This is a genomic window from Kitasatospora sp. NPDC059146 (genome assembly GCF_042786665.1).
Classification (GTDB): Bacteria; Actinomycetota; Actinomycetes; order Streptomycetales; family Streptomycetaceae; genus Kitasatospora.
In genome coordinates, this window is the sequence record NZ_JBHZCY010000021.1 from 1 (window position 1) to 17,395 (window position 17,395).

A 17,395-nucleotide genomic window follows, 5' to 3' on the forward strand; every position below is an offset into this window, starting at 1 on the left:
ACCGACGCCCCACCGAAGACCCACCGAAGTACCGCCGAGAAGCCACCGAGACACGGAGCGAAGACCACGATGGCCGAGCCGCACGCCGCCGACAGCCACGACCTGATCCGCGTGCACGGGGCACGCGAGAACAACCTCAAGGACGTCAGCGTCGACATCCCCAAGCGCCGCCTGACGGTGTTCACCGGGGTGTCCGGCTCCGGCAAGAGCTCGCTGGTCTTCGACACCATCGCCGCCGAGTCGCAGCGGCTGATCAACGAGACCTACAGCGCCTTCGTCCAGGGCTTCATGCCGACTCTGGCCCGCCCCGAGGTGGACGTCCTGGAGGGCCTGACCACCGCGATCCTGGTCGACCAGCAGCGGATGGGCGCCGACCCGCGCTCCACCGTCGGCACCGCGACCGACGCCAACGCGATGCTGCGGATCCTGTTCAGCCGGCTGGGCACCCCGCACATCGGCTCCCCCAAGGCCTTCTCCTTCAACGTCCCGTCGATCAGCGGCGCCGGCGCGGTGACGGTGGAGCGCGGCGGCAGGACGGTCAAGGAGCGGCGCAGTTTCAGCATCACCGGCGGCATGTGCCCGCGCTGCGAGGGCCGGGGCAGCGTCACCGACATCGACCTCACCCAGCTGTACGACGACACCAAGTCGCTCGCCGAGGGCGCGATCCTGATCCCCGGCTGGAAGCCGGACAGCTGGTGGACGGTCGGGGTGTACGCCAACTCGGGCTTCCTGGACGCGGACAAGCCGATCCGCAGGTACACCAAGAAGGAGCTCCAGGACTTCCTCCACCGGGAGCCCACCAAGGTCAAGGTCAACGGGGTCAACCTGACCTACGAGGGCCTGATCCCCAAGCTCCAGAAGTCCATGCTGTCCAAGGACAAGGAGGCGCTGCAGCCGCACATCCGGGCCTTCGTGGAGCGCGCCGTCACCTTCACCTCCTGCCCGGAGTGCGGGGGCACCCGGCTGAGCGAGGCCGCCCGGTCCTCGAAGATCGGCGGTGTCAGCATCGCCGACGCCTGCGCGATGCAGATCAGCGACCTCGCGGACTGGGCCCGGGCACTGGACGAGCCCTCGGTGGCGCCCCTGCTCGACGCGCTGCGGCAGGCGCTGGACGCCTTCGTGGAGATCGGCCTCGGCTACCTCTCGCTGGACCGCCCCTCCGGCACCCTGTCGGGCGGCGAGGCGCAGCGGGTGAAGATGATCCGCCACCTGGGCTCCTCGCTCACCGACACCACGTACGTCTTCGACGAGCCCACCACCGGGCTGCACCCGCACGACATCAGCCGGATGAACGACCTGCTGCTGCGGCTGCGGGACAAGGGCAACACGGTGCTGGTGGTGGAGCACAAGCCGCAGACCATCGCGATCGCCGACCACGTGGTGGACCTCGGTCCCGGGGCGGGCGCGGCGGGCGGCACGGTGTGCTTCGAGGGCAGCGTGGCCGGGCTGCGGAAGAGCGGCACCGTCACCGGCCGGCACCTGGCGGACCGGACGGCGCTGCGGGCGGAGGTGCGCAAGCCCACCGGCTCACTGGCGATCCGCGGCGCGGACAGCCACAACCTGCGGGACGTGGACGTGGACGTCCCGCTCGGGGTGCTGACCGTGGTCACCGGGGTGGCGGGCTCGGGGAAGAGTTCGCTGATCCACGGCTCGATCCCGCCGAGCGAGGGCGTGGTCTCGGTCGACCAGGGGGCGATCAAGGGCTCCCGGCGCAGCAACCCGGCGACGTACACCGGGCTGCTGGAGCCGATCCGCAAGGCCTTCGCCAAGGCGAACGGGGTGAAGCCGGCCCTGTTCAGCGCCAACTCGGAGGGCGCCTGCCCGACCTGCAACGGCGCCGGCGTGGTCTACACCGACCTGGCGATGATGGCCGGGGTGGCCACCACCTGCGAGGACTGCGAGGGCAAGCGCTACCAGGCCTCGGTGCTGGAGTACCGGCTGGGCGGCCGGGACATCAGCGAGGTGCTGGCGATGTCGGTGGGCGAGGCGGAGGCGTTCTTCGGCGACGGCGAGGCGAAGCTGCCGGCCGCGCACCGGATCCTGGAGCGGCTCGCCGACGTCGGCCTGGGCTACCTCAGCCTCGGGCAGCCGCTGACCACGCTGTCCGGCGGTGAGCGGCAGCGGTTGAAGCTGGCCACCCACATGGCGGACAAGGGCGGGGTCTACGTCCTGGACGAGCCGACCACCGGGCTGCACCTGGCGGACGTCGAGCAGCTCCTCGGCCTGCTGGACCGGCTGGTGGACTCCGGCAAGTCGGTGATCGTGATCGAGCACCACCTGGCGGTGATGGCGCACGCCGACTGGATCATCGACCTCGGGCCGGGCGCCGGGCACGACGGCGGCCGGGTGGTCTTCGAGGGCACCCCGGCCGAGCTGGTCGCGGCCCGCTCGACACTGACCGGCGAGCACCTCGCGGAGTACGTGAAGTGAGACGTCCATGAGGTGAACCGCCGGGGCGCCCGCTACCCGAGCGGGAGGACCATCTCCAGGATCCGGGCCCGCTCGTCCAGCACGTACGGCGTCTCGCCGCCCGTGCAGGTGAAGCCGCGCCGCCGGTAGAAGGCGGCGGCGCGGTCGTTCGCCTCGTGGACGCCGAGCAGCATCCACTCGGCGCCGCCCTCCCGCGCCCAGGCGATCACCGCGTCCAGCAGGGCGTCGGCGACGCCGCGCTCGCGGCCGCGGTGCGCCGGGTCGACCCAGACGCCGATCAGGTCGACGGTCGCGGTCTTGCGGCTGGGGATCGAGAGCATGGTGGCGACCCACCGGTCGTCGCCGTCCACGGCGACCAGGCCGATCCGGCCGGGCTCGTTCAGCCAGTCCGTACGGGCCCGCCAGTTGCCCTCGCCCTGGAGCTGCGCGTACGCGTGGGTCTCGCCGAACGCCAGCGGGGTGTCGAGGAGCTGGGCCAGCCGGATGGTGCGCAGCCGCTCCCAGTCGTCGCGGCCGATCCGTTCGATCCGGTACTGCACGTCGTCCCCTGTCGGCGAAAAGCCTCCGCCGTCGGCGGTCGCCGACGACGGAGGCAGGATAACCGCAGCTCAGGTCACGGCTTGAGGCGGACCACCTGCGGGTCGTGGTCGCTGGCCTGCTGGGCGAACTCGGCGTTGATGTGCACCACGTCGTACTTGGCGTAGCCGAGTTCGGGGCTGACCAGGACGTGGTCGAGCACCTGGGAGTTGCCCTGGTAGACGTAGGAGTACTGCTCGGTCTCCGGCAGCTCGTTCACCAGGTCGCGCAGCACGCCGCCCTTGGTGAGCGCGGCCAGCGCGGGCGAGAACTGGTAGTCGTTGAAGTCGCCGAGCGAGACGATCCTGGCCTGCTTGTCGGCGGCCAGCAGCCCGGCGACGAAGGCCTGCTCGACGGTGGCCTGCTTGACCCGCTGCACCTCGGAGCTGCGGGTCGGGGCCTGGAAGCGGCTGTCGATGCCCTGATCGCCGCCCTTGCTGTTGAAGTGGTTGGCGATCACGAAGACCTTCTGGCCGCGGAACGCGAACTGGCCGACCAGCGGCTTGCGGCTGTTGGTCCAGGCGTCGTCGGTGGGCGCGATCCGGCCGGGCGAGGCGGTGAGCGCGGTGGCGGCGCCGCTGCCGGTGACGCCGACGGCGGCGGTGGCGCTGCCGCCGGGGATGTCGGTGAAGGAGACCCGCTGGGGGTTGAACAGGAAGACCTGGCGGATGTTGCCGCCGGGCTCGCCGCCGTCCTTGCCGTCCTGGGGGTCGACCGAGCGCCAGTCGTAGGCGGGGCCGCCGGCCGCCTTGATCGCGGCGAGGAACTTGGCGACGGTCTGGCTCGCGTCGACGGTGCCGTCGCTCTTGGCGCCGTTGTTGTCCTGGATCTCCTCCAGGGCGACGATGTCGGGCGAGCGCAGGTTGGTGACGATGCCCTGGGCCAGCTCGGCGAACTTGGCGTCCGGGTTGGTGGCGGCCAGGTTCTCCACGTTGTAGGTGGCGACGGTGAGTTCGCGCTCGCTCGCCTGCGGGGTGACCTCGCGCTGGAGGTGGTTGTCCTTGAGGGTGCCGAGGGTGCCGGCCACCAGGGTGTAGCCGCCGAAGGAGTTGTAGTCCAGCGGGCCGGTGGTGGTGCCGGTCAGCTCGTCGCCGACGTTGGCGACCGGGAAGGGCTGCTGGGTGACGGCGGCCTGCTGCTGCACCATCAGGCGGCCGACGTTGGGCTCGCGGTAGGACTCGTAGAGCACGCCGCCGCGCTTGCTGCGCTGGTCCTGGCGGTCGGCGGCGACCCAGAGCTCGTTGTACTTGTCGGTCGCCTGTATCACCCGGACGTCCTTGACCTGGACGAGCATGCCCTCCAGCGACTCGTAGAAGTCCAGGGCGTACTTCTCCGGGTCGAGCCGACCGGCGTCGATGCTGCCGTCGGGCCCGGCCGGCGGGGCGTAGGTGCCGGGGATGTTGCGGGTGTCCACCACCACGGGGGCGGGCAGCGGGTTGCCGGCCGAGAGCACCGTGACGGCGGGGCCGGTGAGCTCGGTGACGGACTGCGAGCCGCCCGAGGAGTTCGGGTAGTACTCGGTGACCTTTCCGCTGACCAGCACCGAGTCGCCGACCTTCACGGTCGGGTTTCCGCCGGTGAAGACGAAGATGCCCTCGCTGGTGGCCGGGTCGGCGTCCGGGTTCGGGTCCTGCAGCCAGAATCCCTTGGAACTGCCGTACGCGCGCACACCGGTGACGATTCCGGGCACGCCGGTGACCGGCTTTCCGGCCTGCGGGGAGACCCGGGTGGTGCCCTGGATGTCGTGGATCCGCAGCGGACCGGCCTCGGTGGGCGCGGGCGGGGCGGCGGCCGCACCGGCGGCGACGGCGGACGGCAGCGGGACGAGCACCAGCGAGACGGCGAGTGCGGCCGGGGCGACGGCGGCGCGCAACAGGGCGGCTCTGCGGGGGCGGGGGGCGGAGGCGGTGGTCACCGGGGCATGGCTCCTAGCTCGGGCAGCGGACGCTACTCGCGTAGAAGGAAGGTCGGGAGAGAGCGGGGGACGGCTCCCGTTCCCCCGCGGCGCCCTCAAGATACGCGCGTAGAAAATGCCCCGACAAGACCTCGTCAATGAACTGTCGGTTCCGGCCCGGTGACGTGCGGAAGCGTCGATTCGGCTCTTTCCCAGGCTCCTTCCAGCAGCCGCCCAGCAATTCCCCAGTTTGACCGTGCCTTTGCCCGGCTTTACCCGATCCGTTCCACGATCAGCTCGCACAACTCATGGGTGCGCAGCGCGTCGTGGGCGTCCAGGGTCTTCCCGGCCCGGACGGCGTCCAGGAAGCCCAGCACGCACTGCTCGATCCCGCGCTGACGGGCCACCGGCACCCAGTCGCCGCGCCGCCGGACGGTGGGCTGGCCCCGGTGGTCGATGACCTCGGCGAGGTTGCGCACCTCGCGCTTGGAGTCGCCGCCGGAGACCTCCAGCACCTCCTCGGTCGAGCCGGAGACCCGGTTCATGATGCCGAGTGCGGTGAAGCCCGCCCCGCCGAGCGTCAGCACCACGTGCTCCACCAGGCCCTCGCGGTCCTTGCGGGCCCGGACGTCCACCTGCTCGATCTCGCCGGGGACCAGGAAGCGGAGAAGATCGACAAGGTGAATGAAATCGTCGAAAACCAGTGAGCGAGCCTCTTCGGCAAGACCCTCTCGGTTCTTCTGGAACACGATGAGGTCGCGGGGACGCTCCCTGGCCTGCACGTACGCGGGGGCGTACCGGCGGTTGAAGCCGACCATCAGCGAGCGGCCCAGCCTCTCGGCCAGGTCGGTCAGGCGACGGGCTCCGTCCACGTGATAGTCGAGCGGCTTGTCCACGTAGACGTCGACACCCGCTGTGAGCAGCTGCTCCACGATGGGGACATGCTGGTCCGTGGCGGCGTGCACGAAGGCGGCTCGGATGCCGCTGCCGATGAGTTCGCCAAGATCGGTGAAGCGAGCCGCCGGGTCGATCCGGTAGGCGTCTCCGAGACCGTCGAGCTTCGCACGGTTACGGGTCATCAGCCGAAGGTCAAGACCGGGCAGAGCCCCGAGGACCGGCAGATATGCCTTCTGCGCGATGTCGCCGAGGCCGATCACCCCGACCGGTAGCAGGGCGGCGGAGGCCGGTGTCTGACTCATGGGATCTCCCGTGGTGTGTGGACGATCATCGGCACGCCCACCCTACGTGCCGAGCTCCGATCGACAGGACCTCCGCCCCCGCCGGCCCCGGGACCTAGGTCCTACCGCAGGAACGGCTGAGCCCCGCCCGCGCGCCCTGGGGGATCGACGCACGGACGGGGCGGTTCAGGGACGGTCAGGCCGCCGGGAGGGCCGGCACGGCTGCGGCACCGGGTTGGCCGGGGAGTCGAGCCACGCCGTGTGGCCCTTGGCGGTGACCGTCAGGCCGAAGCGCTCGAAGCCGGGACGGCCCCGCTCGTCCCACCAGCGTTACGCGGCTTCCACCTCGTCCCACAGCTTGCGCGGACCGGACTGGTACACCTCGTACTCCGTGCGGCCCTTCGCGTAGTCGGCGGACGCCCACGACTGCTTGTCCCGGCTGTACAGCCACAGCGTGTACGCGCCGTTCTCCATGCGCTCGGCCCGCCAGAACGCGCGCGGGACCCCGAGCCCGATGACGAACAGTTGGAACCAGTCGCCGGTGTCCCGCGGGGACAGCGTGGTCATGCTCTTCACGCCGTCCGCCGGCCACTCGACCCCGTGAAGGTACTCCTCGAACAACGGCCTTTCGGTGCGCTGTTGACGGAGCCTCATGAAGGCCGACCCTCCGACGAAGTTCCCGCGGGCCTCCGTCCCGTCCTCGTTCACGACCAGGCGGACGATCTGCTCGCCGCCGTACTCGGTGCCGAAGGGGGCGACGATCACCCCGCCCGGGGCCGACTGCTCCAGCCACGCCGGAGGGATCTCCAGCACGGAGCAGGTGGCGATGATCCGGGTGTAGTCCCCGCCCCCTGCCCACCCGTCCCGGCCATCGCCGACGATCACGGTCGGCGAGAGCCCGGCCCGGTGCAGGTTCTCCTGGGCCCCCTTCGCCACCTCGGGGTCGACCTCCACCGTGACCACGTGGGAACTCCCCAGGCGGTCCGCGAGAAGCCCGGCGTTCCAGCCGGTGCCGGTGCCGATCTCCAGCACCCTGTCCCCCGGCTGCACGTCCAGGTCCCGGAGCATCGAGACCACCATCGTGGGCATGGAGTTGGACGAACTCGGGGTCGTCCCGAGCCCGTCACCCTCATGCTCGCCGTCGTCCCACTGGGTAGTGAGCGGGATGTCCGAGTAGACCGCCCGCTCCCACACCTCCGGGTCCTTGGAGCGGTCCACGAGGGCGTTCTGCTTCGTGCCGTCGGAGATGCCCGGCCAGATGCGGTCCGGGACGAACAACTCGCGCTTTACGGCGGTGAAGGAGGGAAGCCAGTCCGATGAAAGTGCGCCGCTGGCCACCAGCGCGGAGGCGAGCCCCTGAGGGCCCGCCTCCTTGTGCGTCTCGCTCACTGTCTACTTACCGCCCGCCGGGTTCTGGCCGTCGGAGGTGTTGCCCCCCTCGTCCGAGCCGCCCCCGCCGTGGCCGGAGCCCTTGTTGCTGTCGTCCTGCTGCTTGCCGCCCTTGCCGTCGCCCGAGCCGCTTCCGCGCTTGCCCATGTCAGTACCTCCGTCATGCTGGTTGAGCCCGGCCTGCTTGCCCGGGGCGGGTGATGCGCCGTTCTTGAGTTCCTTCCGCCCTGGGGGTTCGCCTCCGGCTCCTCAGATCTGCTGGTCCGTCAGCAGGAAGGTACGGAGTGACCGGAGTCCGTCGCCATGAAGTTCTACGGGATTCCACGCGAGTCGGTGCAGGTCAACCGAGCAGCCCAGCCGCCGCGCCGATCAGCTCCTGCGCAGCTGGGCCGTAGACGGCCAGGTCGGACAACTCGGCGAAGGTCTCGGCGTACATCGCGACCTCCGAGGGCTGTGTGATCGTCAGGTAGCCGGAGATGAGCTCCACGTTCACCTGGGCGGTATCGAAGATCCAGAACCCCTCAGCCGGCCACCGCACCCGATCCGGTCGCATCGGCACGATTCCCATGCTGACATTGGGAAGTGACCCCACGGTCGCCAGGTGGTGGAGCTGGCCGCGCATCACGGCGGCACCGCCGATGCCGGAGCGGAGCACCGACTCCTCCACCAGGAACGCGAACCGGCGGCCTCCCTCGCGGACGACCCGCTGGCGCTCCATACGGGAGGCCACGGCAGCGGCTACGTCGTCCACCAGACCGCGGCGCTGCTGGATGGCTCGGAGAGCTGCCTCCGTGTACCCAGGTGTCTGGATCAGCCCGGGGATCAGCCACGACGAGTACGACCGGAACCGGTGCGTGCGCTCGTACAGCGGACGGCGGGCCTCCTGGGCTTGCTTGAGCCCGGCCCGCTCCATCCGACGCCACTCCACGAACATGCCCGCCACGGCTCGAAGCTTGGCAACCAGGTCAGCCGCTCGCTCGGGCACACCGCACGCCTCGCACCAGGCCCGGATGTCGTCCTCTGACGGCGGGGTGCGGGCGTTCAACAAGCGGCTTACCTTGGACGGGTACCAGCCGCAAGCGGCGGCCAGGTCGCGCCCGCTGAGCCCGGCGTCCCGCTGTATCTCGCGGAGCTGATCCGCAAGACCTTGGCGGGCACGCTGGACACTCGAGGATGCCGAATCGGCCATGTGCTCAGTACCGATCAGGCGGGGTGGAACTCCGCGTGCGGGATGGCCCTCTCCCAAGCTGCTTCGTAGGCCGCCAGGTACCGGGCGGCCAGTTCGGCGTCCTCGCGGACCTCCATCTTGGCCGGGGCCCACTGACCTTCGCCGGTGAAGTGGTGCAGGATCACCACCCGGCCGTCCATGACCCACCCGTCCAGGCCGGGGAGCAGGAGGTCACCCGTACGGGAGCGGGGCAGCCACCGAACCTCTTCACCCGCAGCGACGTTGGGGAACGTCACGTCGTACTCGTACCGGATGTAGTCGGTGACGGGCTCCGAGACCACCCGCAGGCGGCGCATGGAGACACCCCTTCCCGTCACCTCGGTCACCACGTCCAGCCACGACCGCCACCACGACTCCTGGTCGGCCGGGTCGAGCCGCTTGCCCTGCTGCCAGGCGATGAACTCGGGATCGTCCAGCATGTAGCTGTCCCGCATCTCCAGGTGCACCGCAGAGTGCTCGGCCTTCGCCAACTGCTCACGAACCGCTGTTGCCACCGCTGTTGTCCTCGTCCTCGGGTCGGGGGATGAACTGGATCATGTTGGCAGGCAGCCGGATCATGAACTCGTGGTCCGGGATGTCCGTGGTGTGGCCGGGGATCGAACCGACCTCCTGCGCAGCCGCGATGTCCTCGGCGCTGGCCTTGTAGGACTGGATGAGCAGGTCCCCCGTCTCCGTCTCCCGCCAAATGGTCGGGGAGCCGTCATCCGGGGTGTTCGGGTAGATCCCGAGGAACTCCAGAGCCATGCCGCCCTCCACCGTCGATCAGGTTCTCCGTGGTTCCAAGGATGCTGATCAGCCGTGCCCCTGTCAGGCGAATCAGATCCTGATCAACACTCAGGGAATCCAGGTAGGTATCCGAGGGGTCATGGTTCCGCCACCCTACGCGGTCCGTCGTACGGCGGTTCGGGCACGATCCCGGCCGGGGTCGGGAGGGTGGGGTGGGGCTCGGCGGGGCCGGTCGGTGGGGCCGGGACGGTAGGGGAAACCCGACCACCGTTCCTCGACCTGGCTGTCATGACGTCACCCGCCCGCCGCGGCTGCAATGGTGAGGTGCTCACTCACCAGCCCCGCCGGGCTCCCGGAGCGGACGGGCGCAGGTGGTACTGGTGCGCCGGTTGGCTCGCCTGCGCCGCCTGGGCCGCCGTGTTCCCCCTCGTCTCGCCGCTCGGGCCGCACCGGACCTGGGGCGCCGTCGCCGCGGTCGGCTACCTCGTCGCGGCGGTCGCCGTCCTGCTGCCCGCACGGCGGGACGCCCCGGCCCGCTCGACCGCGCTGGCCCTGGCCGGGGCGGTCGTTCTGCCGCTGCTGCTCCTGGTGCTCTCCGGGGCCGGGCAGAGCGAGGTCGGGGTGATCGAACGGTCCGGCTCGCTGCTGCTGCACCAGGGCTCCCCGTACCTCGACGAGCCGCGCACGGTGGCCGAGGTGACGCCCTACCTGCCGGCGATGGCCCTGCTGGGCGTGCCGCGCGCGGTGCTCGGCGCCGACGGCCTGCCGGCCCGGCTGGCGGGCGATCCCCGGCTGTGGTGCGCCGCCGTGTTCCTCGGCGGCCTGTGGCTCGCCCACCGGGTGCTGCGCGCCGCCGCGCCGGAGGACGGAACGGGCACCGGACGGAACCGGGGCCCGGTACCGGCCGGGGCGGCCCTCCCGGCCCTCGCGGCCCTGGTCGCCTCGCCGGTCGTGGCGCTGCCGCTCGCGGTCAGCGGTGTCGACCTCCCGCTGACCGGCCTGCTCTGCCTGGCCCTCGCGCTGGCCTCGGCGGGCCGCCCGGCCGCCACCGGGCTGGCGCTGGCCGCGGCCTGTGCGCTCAAGTGGACGGCCTGGCCCGCGGTGGCCGTCGCCGTCGCCCTGCTGGCCGCCACGGCCGGCCGGCGGGCCGCCGCCTGCGGCTGCGGCACGGCGCTGCTCGGCACCGCCGCCCTGGCTCTGCCCGCCGCCCTGCTCGCCCCCGGACCGATGGTCGCCCAGGTGCTGGCCTTCCCGCTCGGCCGCGGCGAGTTGCGCACCGAGGCCGCCAGCCCGCTGCCGGGGAAACTGCTCGCCGACCTCGGCCCGGCCGGCTGGTGGGCGGCGCTCGCCCTGCTGCTGGCCGCCGGCCTGGCCGTCGCCGTCTCCCTGGTGCGCCGGCCGCCCCGCTCTCTGGTCGCCGCCGCCGACCGGCTGGCCCTGGGCCTGGGCGCCGCCTTCCTGCTGGCCCCGGCCGGCCGCTTCGGCTACCTGGCGCTGCCCGTCGTGCTGGCGCTCTGGGCCCGCGTCGTGCCCGGGGCTCGCCCGGTTCCCGCCTCCGCCCCGGCCCCGCGGACCGGCGCCGACCGCCCGAACCCCCTCTTCGTCTGACCGACCACCCCTCCCGGATACGAGGCACCGACACCCATGGGCACCACCCTGATCGTCACCAACGACTTCCCGCCCCGGCAGGGCGGCATCGAGACCTTCGTGCACGCGATGGCCGTCCGCGTGCCCGACCACGACGTGGTCGTCCACACCTCCGCCGAACCGGGCGCCGCCCGGTACGACGCCACCCTGCCCTTCCCGGTGGTCCGCGACCCGGCCCGCACCCTGCTGCCCACCGCCCGGGTCACCCGCCGGACGCTGGAGATCGCCCGCGCCCACGGCTGCGACCGGGTCTGGTTCGGCGCCGCCGCGCCGCTGGCCGCGATGGCGCCCGCGCTGCGCCGCGGCGGGATCGAACGGAGCGTCGCCACCACCCACGGCCACGAGATCTGGTGGGCCCGCGCCCCGCTGGCCCGCCGGCTGCTGCGCCGGATAGGCGACCACGTGGACGTGGTCACCTACCTCGGCGAGTACACCCGCCGCCGGATCGCCCCCGCGCTGGGGCCGCGGGCCCGGCTGGAACGGCTCGTCCCCGGTGTGGACGCGGGGACGTTCCGGCCCTCGGCGGAGCACCGCCGGGCGGTCCGCGCCGAGTACGGCCTCGGTGACGCCCCGGTGGTCCTCTGCGTGTCCCGGCTGGTGCCCCGCAAGGGCCAGGACGCCCTGATCCGGGCGCTGCCGCTGATCCGCCGGAGTGTCCCGGAGGCCGTCCTGCTGCTGGTCGGGCAGGGCCCCGACGAGCGGCGGCTGCGCGGGCTGGCGGACCGGCTCGCGCCGGGCGCCGTGGTGTTCGCCGGCGGACTGGAGCACGACGCGACCGCCCGGTACTACGCGGCGGCGGACGTCTTCGCCATGCCGTGCCGGACCAGGCGGGCCGGCCTGGAGGCGGAGGGCCTCGGCATCGTCCTGCTGGAGGCCGCGGCCGGCGGCCTGCCCGTGGTGGCCGGCCGCTCCGGCGGCGCGCCCGACGCCGTCCTGGACGGCCGGACCGGGAGCGTGGTGGACGGCCGGTCCGTGCCGGCCGTGGCCGACGCCGTCGCGGCGGCCCTGCTGGACCGGGACCGGGCCCGGGAGTTCGGGCGGCGGGGCCGCCGCTGGGTGGCCGACCAGTGGTCCTGGGAGGCCTCGGCCGAGCGGCTCACCCACCTGCTCACCCCCGGCGCGGAGCTGCGCCCCGTCACCGCCCCGCCGGCGGGATGACCGGCCGCCCCCGCAGGTACGCCAGCACCGCCAGCACCCGCCGGTTGCCCTCCACCGGGTCGACGTCCAGCTTCATGAAGATGTTGCCGGCGTGCTTGACCACCGAGGCCTCGGTGACGGTCAGCCGCTGGGCGATCGACTGGTTGTTGAGCCCCTCCGCCATCAGCCCCAGCACCTCCCGCTCGCGCGGGGTGAGCCGCTTCAACGGCTCGTCGGCGGTGCGCTGCCCGAGCAGCACCCGGACCACCTCCGGGTCCAGCACGGTCTGCCCGGCCGCCACCCGCTCCAGCGCGTCGATGAAGTCGGTGACCTCGCCGACCCGGTCCTTGAGCAGGTAGCCGAGGCCGCCCCCGGTGGCGGAGTCCTCGCCGAACAGCCGGGTCGCGTAGGCCGTCGCCACGTACTGGGAGAGCACCAGGACGGGCAACCCCCGGTGCCGGGCGCGCAGTTCGACGGCGGCCCGAAGCCCCTCGTCGCGGAAGTCCGGCGGCATCCGGACGTCGGTGATGACGACGTCGGGCCGTTCGGCGTCGACGGCCCGGGCCAGCTCCCCGGCCTCGCCGACGGCGGCGACCACCCGGTGCCCGACCCGGCCGAGCAGCTCCACCAGGCCGGCCCGCAGCAGTACGGCGTCCTCGGCGAGCACTACCCGGAGCACGGGACCTCCACGCGCAGTCGGGTCGGTCCGCCGACGGGGCTGGTTACGATGAGTCGTCCTCTCAGGATGGCCACCCGGTCGGCCAGCCCCTGGAGGCCGGCGCCGGCGGCGGGATCGGCCCCGCCACGGCCGTTGTCGGTGACGAGCAGCACGAGCTTCCCGTCCTCCAGGCGCGCCGCGACGTCGACCTCGCCGGCGCCGCTGTGCTTGGCGGCGTTGGTCAGCGCCTCGGTGACGGTGAAGTACGCGGCGGTCTCCACCGGGCCGGGCAGCCGGTGCGGCAGGTCGATGTCGACGGTGACCGGGACGGGGTGGCGCAGCGCCAACTCGGCGACGGCGGCGGGCAGTCCGTGGTCGGTCAGCACCTGGGGGTGGATCCCGCGCACCAGGGTGCGCAGCTGCTCCAGCGCCCGCCGGGCCTCGCCGCGGGCCCGGGTGACGAGTTCGGCGGCGGCCGGCTCCCGGCCGCGCAGCTCCAGTTCGGCCAGGCCCAGGGTCATGCTCAGGGCCACCAGCTGCTGCTGGGCGCCGTCGTGCAGGTCGCGCTCGATCCGGCGCCGCTCCGCCTCGAAGGCGTCCACCAACCGGGCGCGGGAGCGGGTGAGTTCGGTGACCCGGCCGCTCAGGTCCTCGTCCCGCGCCGCGAGCAGCAGCTGCGCCGTCCACACCTGCGCACCGGCCAGCAGGGCCCCGGTGTAGGCGCAGAGCACCAGGCCGAGCAGCCCGGCGGCGGTGCCGGGCAGGGCCGCGAGCGGCCCCGAGATCGGCTGACCGGGGATCAGCATCACGGTGTCCGGGCTGACCGCCCACACGAACACCGGCGCCGCCGACAGCAGCAGCGAGAACCCGAACAGCGCGACGAAGCCGAGGCCGCTCGCCGTGAACAGCACGGCCTGGACCAGCAGGTACGCCAGTTCGCGCCAGGTGGCCCGCTCCCTGAGCCTGCTCCGCAGCCGGACGGCCGCCCCCGCGCCGGGCAGCGCACCGTGCGGGTCGGCCAGCGGCACCGGCTCGACCAGCAGCAGCCGCCGCCGCTCCAGCGCGCCGAGCGGCACCCCGAGCACGGCCGTCCCGGCCAGCACCAGCAGGCCGATCCCGACCACGGACAGCCCGAAGCCGACGAACAGCAGCACCGCGAGCAGCACCAGCACGGCGGCGCCCTGGAGGGTGCCGGTCAGCAGGAACGCCCAGACGCGCAGCGGCCACTCCGACCACAGGAAGCCCAGCGGCCGCCGTCGCAGCTCCGCCCAGACGGTGACTGTCCGGACGGTGACCGACCGGACGGTGACCGGCACGGCGCTCACGGCACTCCCCCTCCCCGGACGCGTACGAACCCTGCGGCCCGACCCTACCGGGCGACGGGCCGACGGCGGTTCGGGGGCGGTCCGGGGGCGGTTCGGGGGCCTCCGGGACGGGTGCGGCCGCGGTCCGCCCCTGCCGATCATGCCCGCGAGGGCATGGCGTGATAGCGGAATCGGTCTTGGAAGGGACGGGCCCGCAGGTCATAGCGTCGAGGGAGTGCACACCAGGGTTCTCGACGAAAGGGTCCACCATGGCCACCACCGCACGCAGCAGCAGGCACCTGACGGCCAGGAGGATCGTCGCCGCCTCCTTGGCCACCGCCGCGATCGGCCTCGCCGCCGTGGGCAGCGCGGACGCCGACGCCCCGCGGCCGGGCCGCGTCGAGGTGCTCGAACTCAAGCTCCAGAACGACCAGTACGAGACCGTGGACGTCGGCCCGGCCGGGCCGAGCCTGGGCGACCAGGACGTCTACTCCGGCGGCACCGTCCAGGACGGCCGCACCGTCGGCCGCGGGGGCGGAAGCTGCCAGGTCGTCCAGGTCCACGGCGCGGAGGTCACCAAGCACTGCCTGCTCACCATCGAGGTCGAGGGCGGCTCGCTGACGGTGCAGTCGCTCTGGACGAACGGCTCGGGCGCCCCGCTCGACATGGCCGTCACCGGCGGTACGGGCGCCTACGGCGGCGCGCGCGGCACGGTCCGCTTCTGGGACATCGGCACGCCGGACGAGCGGGCCCGGGTCGAGATCCAGCGCTGATCCGCCGGGCGCACCCCGTACCGCTGCCCCGGGCCTGGCCGGGGCAGCGGTACGGGGTGGTCCGCTCACCGTCCGTGCCGCGCGGCGTCCGGTCAGCGGCTACCGGTCAGCGGCTGCCGGGCTCCGGGGGCAGTGGCAGGGGCCGCGTGCAGGTGGAGCGGCGGACGTAGGCGAGGCCGTCGTACTCCTCGGCCAGCACCGTCGGCGCCAGTTCGAAGCGGTAGCTGAAGCGGGGCACGCCCGCGCCGAAGCTGCGCAGGTAGTGGCGTTCGGCCAACCAGGCCTCGACGGCGGGCTCGCCGCGGGCGGCGCGCAGGTCGATCAGGTGGTCGTCGCGGTGGGCGGCGGCGAGCCGGCCCTCGACGGACTTCGGTCCGCCGCCGCCGATGCCGTGCCGGCGCGGCGGGCGGGCCCGGGTGGAGCCGGTGCGGGCCCGGAAGGCGCCCTTGCCGAGGAGCAGGCCGAGGGCGTAGTAGCCGTCGCCGTAGCGCTCCCGGAGGTGGCGGCCCATGGCGGGGACGCCGGCCGCGTAACGGCCGGTCATCACGTGGCTGTTGTGGGCCCACACGGCCGTCCGCAGCCCGGTGCCGTCGTGGAGTTCGGCGACGGCCTCGGCCATGTGGCGGTCCCGGGCGGCGAGCGATCCCTCCTCGGTCCTGCCGTCGGTGCCCAGCGGTGGGCGGCGGGCCAGGTCGGCGGCCCGGACCAGGTTGCGGGCGTGGGCGATCGCCCGGTCGGTGGCGGCGGCACCGGCCAGGGCCGCATGGTCCTCCCGGCGGTCCACCAGTTCGTCGAGCAACTGCCGGGCACCGGCGTGCAGTTCACCGCCGCCTTCGAGGTCCCCGGCCGGGGTGCTGTCGCCGATCGCCCGCAGGGTGCGGTGCACGGCGGCGGCCCGCTCGGGCGCCACCTGCCGGAGGAAGGCGTGGACCTCCTCGGCCGATCCGGCGCTGCGCTGCGGATCGACGCCGACGAAGCGCACCCGCCGGGCCTCGGGCAGCGCCCGGTTGTGCTCGCGCAACCATTCGACCAGGGCGAGCACTTCGTAGGTCTTCCAGGTCCAGAAGCCCAGCCGGTCCAGGGCGGTGACCGGGTCGCCGGTGCCGTACCGGACGTAGGCGTCCACCGCCCCGGCGGAGGCCGCGCTGGCCTCCATGGCCAGGGCCCCGAAGTCGAGTTCGCGGACCAGGAATTCGAGCAGCCGGTGCTTGAGCCGGAAGAACTCGGCCGTCCCGTGGGTGGATTCGCCGAGCCCGACGACCCGGGCCTCCCCCAGCACCCGGCGCAGCGGAGCCAGGTCGCCGGCCGGGGCCCCGGCATCCAGGCTGTCGAGCGGAACGGCGTTCGCCGCCAGCCAGTCCGTCACGTCATCGCCCACGTCCGCCCCTTCCGCGCCGCCCCGGCATCCGATCCTACGCGAACGAGTGGGCGGGTCCGACCACGGGAGCCCGGGATCTGACGCCTGGTCAACAGTCTTTCCTCCGAACGGCGTCGAGGATCTCCCGGAGGTCCGCCAGCGCCGCCCCGGCCCCTTCGGCGACGGCCACGCCCGCGACGTTGACCACCACCTCGTCGACCCCGGCCCGGCCGTAGGCGGCCAGGCCGGCCGCCACCGCGTCGGCGTCGCCGTGGACGAAGGTGCCGGAGTCGACCAGGGCCCGGGCGCCCAGCGAGGGGCTGGACGGGTGCACCCGCAGCCCGGCCCGGCGGAGCATGTCGGTGTAGTGCGGCGAGGCCAGGTGCGCGTGGGCGGCGTCGTAGGCGAGCCGGTACGGGTTGCGCCCCGGGCGGTCCAGGGCCGCGTGGACGACGGAGACCAGCCTGGGCACCGGCCGGCCCGCCTCGGCCGCGCCCCGGGCCAGCGCCGGGGTGAGGACGTCCCGCAGGTACCCGGGCGGGGTCATCCAGGTGATGGCCGCGTCGGCCTCCCGCCCGGCCACCCGGGCCAGCGCCGGGCGGAGCACTCCGAGGCCCAGCTCCACACCGGGGTGGTCGAGTTCGTCCGGCAGTCCGCCGTGGGCGGCCCCGGCGAGCAGCGCCCGGACGGTGCGCAGGTACCCGGCGGCCGCCTCGCCGGGGCGCGGGTAGGGCGCGCCGCGCAGTTCGGCCACGAAGTCGGCGGCGCCCGGCCCGAGGCCGAGGACGGTCCGGTGGCCGGTCAGCCGGGCCAGCGAGCGGGCCTGGAGGGCGGCGTCGAGCTCGTGCCGCAGGGGCATCAGCGCGACGGCGGTGCCCACCGGCACCCGGTGGCCGAGCCCGGCCAGGTAGGCGAAGGCCTGGTGGGTCTCCAGGCGCAGTGACTGGCCCTGCCACAGCCGCGCCGCCCGGCCCTCCCGCACGAGTTCGGCGTACGGGACGAGCTGGGCCGGGTCGCTGGGCATGACCGGGAGGACGACGGAGATGGGCACGGGTCGGCTTTCGGTGCGGGGACGGTCGGAACCGGGACGGGCAGCAC

At 73.3% G+C, this 17,395-nt stretch carries 16 protein-coding genes; 4 read left to right on the forward strand and 12 right to left on the reverse strand.

Features of this window, described 5'->3' with window-relative positions:
- Positions 1 to 69 precede the first annotated feature (69 nt).
- On the forward strand, positions 70 to 2,430 hold the full coding sequence (locus ACFXPX_RS12160; RefSeq protein ID WP_375886521.1) for an ATP-binding cassette domain-containing protein: 2,361 nt from the start codon (positions 70 to 72) through the stop codon (positions 2,428 to 2,430).
- Positions 2,431 to 2,462: 32 nt separating this feature from the next.
- Here ACFXPX_RS12160 and ACFXPX_RS12165 read toward each other — a convergent pair whose 3' ends face one another.
- The 8 genes from ACFXPX_RS12165 to ACFXPX_RS12200 form a co-directional block, all read right to left on the reverse strand.
- Positions 2,463 to 2,969: a GNAT family N-acetyltransferase gene (locus ACFXPX_RS12165; protein ID WP_375886519.1), complete on the reverse strand. Its 507-nt coding sequence runs from the start codon at positions 2,967 to 2,969 to the stop codon at positions 2,463 to 2,465.
- A gap of 74 nt (positions 2,970 to 3,043) precedes the next feature.
- Positions 3,044 to 4,921, reverse strand: a complete 1,878-nt coding sequence (locus ACFXPX_RS12170; RefSeq protein WP_380591684.1) for an endonuclease/exonuclease/phosphatase family protein — start codon at positions 4,919 to 4,921, stop codon at positions 3,044 to 3,046.
- A gap of 251 nt (positions 4,922 to 5,172) precedes the next feature.
- Positions 5,173 to 6,099, reverse strand: a complete 927-nt coding sequence (locus ACFXPX_RS12175; RefSeq protein ID WP_380640888.1) for a Gfo/Idh/MocA family protein — start codon at positions 6,097 to 6,099, stop codon at positions 5,173 to 5,175.
- Between the two features lie 309 nt (positions 6,100 to 6,408).
- Positions 6,409 to 7,467 carry a methyltransferase domain-containing protein gene (locus tag ACFXPX_RS12180; RefSeq protein WP_380640890.1) on the reverse strand — a complete coding sequence of 353 codons (1,059 nt, stop codon included), beginning with the start codon at positions 7,465 to 7,467 and terminating at the stop codon, positions 6,409 to 6,411.
- A gap of 3 nt (positions 7,468 to 7,470) precedes the next feature.
- On the reverse strand, positions 7,471 to 7,614 hold the full coding sequence (locus tag ACFXPX_RS12185) for a hypothetical protein (protein ID WP_375886513.1): 144 nt from the start codon (positions 7,612 to 7,614) through the stop codon (positions 7,471 to 7,473).
- 193 nt (positions 7,615 to 7,807) lie between these two features.
- Complete coding sequence (locus ACFXPX_RS12190; RefSeq protein ID WP_375886512.1) at positions 7,808 to 8,656, reverse strand: helix-turn-helix domain-containing protein; 849 nt, start codon at positions 8,654 to 8,656, stop codon at positions 7,808 to 7,810.
- 14 nt (positions 8,657 to 8,670) lie between these two features.
- Positions 8,671 to 9,189 (reverse strand): DUF6879 family protein, encoded by a 519-nt coding sequence (locus ACFXPX_RS12195; RefSeq protein ID WP_380640892.1) that lies wholly within the window; start codon positions 9,187 to 9,189, stop codon positions 8,671 to 8,673.
- Complete coding sequence (locus ACFXPX_RS12200; RefSeq protein WP_375886507.1) at positions 9,170 to 9,439, reverse strand: hypothetical protein; 270 nt, start codon at positions 9,437 to 9,439, stop codon at positions 9,170 to 9,172. Before ACFXPX_RS12200 ends, ACFXPX_RS12195 begins: the two co-directional genes overlap by 20 nt.
- A 306-nt stretch (positions 9,440 to 9,745) precedes the next feature.
- Between ACFXPX_RS12200 and ACFXPX_RS12205 the strand changes: the two genes are divergently transcribed.
- Both ACFXPX_RS12205 and ACFXPX_RS12210 read left to right on the forward strand, forming a co-directional pair.
- Complete coding sequence (locus ACFXPX_RS12205) at positions 9,746 to 11,029, forward strand: hypothetical protein (RefSeq protein WP_380640894.1); 1,284 nt, start codon at positions 9,746 to 9,748, stop codon at positions 11,027 to 11,029.
- A 36-nt stretch (positions 11,030 to 11,065) separates the two neighbouring features.
- Positions 11,066 to 12,226, forward strand: coding sequence for a glycosyltransferase family 4 protein (locus ACFXPX_RS12210; RefSeq protein ID WP_380640896.1), 1,161 nt, complete (start codon positions 11,066 to 11,068; stop codon positions 12,224 to 12,226).
- On the opposite strand, the gene ACFXPX_RS12215 is transcribed toward ACFXPX_RS12210, so the two are convergent.
- Together ACFXPX_RS12215 and ACFXPX_RS12220 are read right to left on the reverse strand one after the other, a co-directional pair.
- Entirely contained in the window at positions 12,204 to 12,884 is a 681-nt protein-coding gene (locus ACFXPX_RS12215; protein ID WP_375886500.1) for a LuxR C-terminal-related transcriptional regulator, read from the reverse strand. The two genes, ACFXPX_RS12210 and ACFXPX_RS12215, sit on opposite strands and share 23 nt — an antisense overlap.
- On the reverse strand, positions 12,872 to 14,188 hold the full coding sequence (locus ACFXPX_RS12220; protein WP_380640898.1) for a sensor histidine kinase: 1,317 nt from the start codon (positions 14,186 to 14,188) through the stop codon (positions 12,872 to 12,874). The genes ACFXPX_RS12215 and ACFXPX_RS12220 overlap by 13 nt, the downstream gene beginning before the upstream one ends.
- Positions 14,189 to 14,436: 248 nt before the next feature.
- On the opposite strand from ACFXPX_RS12220, the gene ACFXPX_RS12225 reads away from it, so the two are divergent.
- Positions 14,437 to 14,940: a hypothetical protein gene (locus ACFXPX_RS12225; protein WP_380640900.1), complete on the forward strand. Its 504-nt coding sequence runs from the start codon at positions 14,437 to 14,439 to the stop codon at positions 14,938 to 14,940.
- A 106-nt stretch (positions 14,941 to 15,046) separates the two neighbouring features.
- Here the strand turns inward: ACFXPX_RS12225 and ACFXPX_RS12230 are convergent, their stop codons facing one another.
- On the reverse strand, positions 15,047 to 16,318 hold the full coding sequence (locus ACFXPX_RS12230) for an erythromycin esterase family protein (RefSeq protein WP_380524430.1): 1,272 nt from the start codon (positions 16,316 to 16,318) through the stop codon (positions 15,047 to 15,049).
- 88 nt (positions 16,319 to 16,406) lie between these two features.
- Positions 16,407 to 17,348, reverse strand: a complete 942-nt coding sequence (locus tag ACFXPX_RS12235) for an LLM class flavin-dependent oxidoreductase (protein ID WP_380640901.1) — start codon at positions 17,346 to 17,348, stop codon at positions 16,407 to 16,409.
- Positions 17,349 to 17,395: the final 47 nt, after the last annotated feature.

What these genes read in the sequence shown, in the direction of transcription:
- ACFXPX_RS12160 (WP_375886521.1), top strand. Translation starts at nt 70, where the DNA reads ATGGCCGAGCCGCACGCCGCCGACAGCCACGACCTGATCCGCGTGCAC.
- ACFXPX_RS12175 (WP_380640888.1), bottom strand. Translation starts at nt 6,099, where the DNA reads ATGAGTCAGACACCGGCCTCCGCCGCCCTGCTACCGGTCGGGGTGATC.
- ACFXPX_RS12185 (WP_375886513.1), bottom strand. Translation starts at nt 7,614, where the DNA reads ATGGGCAAGCGCGGAAGCGGCTCGGGCGACGGCAAGGGCGGCAAGCAG.
- ACFXPX_RS12190 (WP_375886512.1), bottom strand. Translation starts at nt 8,656, where the DNA reads ATGGCCGATTCGGCATCCTCGAGTGTCCAGCGTGCCCGCCAAGGTCTT.
- ACFXPX_RS12200 (WP_375886507.1), bottom strand. Translation starts at nt 9,439, where the DNA reads ATGGCTCTGGAGTTCCTCGGGATCTACCCGAACACCCCGGATGACGGC.
- ACFXPX_RS12210 (WP_380640896.1), top strand. Translation starts at nt 11,066, where the DNA reads ATGGGCACCACCCTGATCGTCACCAACGACTTCCCGCCCCGGCAGGGC.
- ACFXPX_RS12225 (WP_380640900.1), top strand. Translation starts at nt 14,437, where the DNA reads ATGGCCACCACCGCACGCAGCAGCAGGCACCTGACGGCCAGGAGGATC.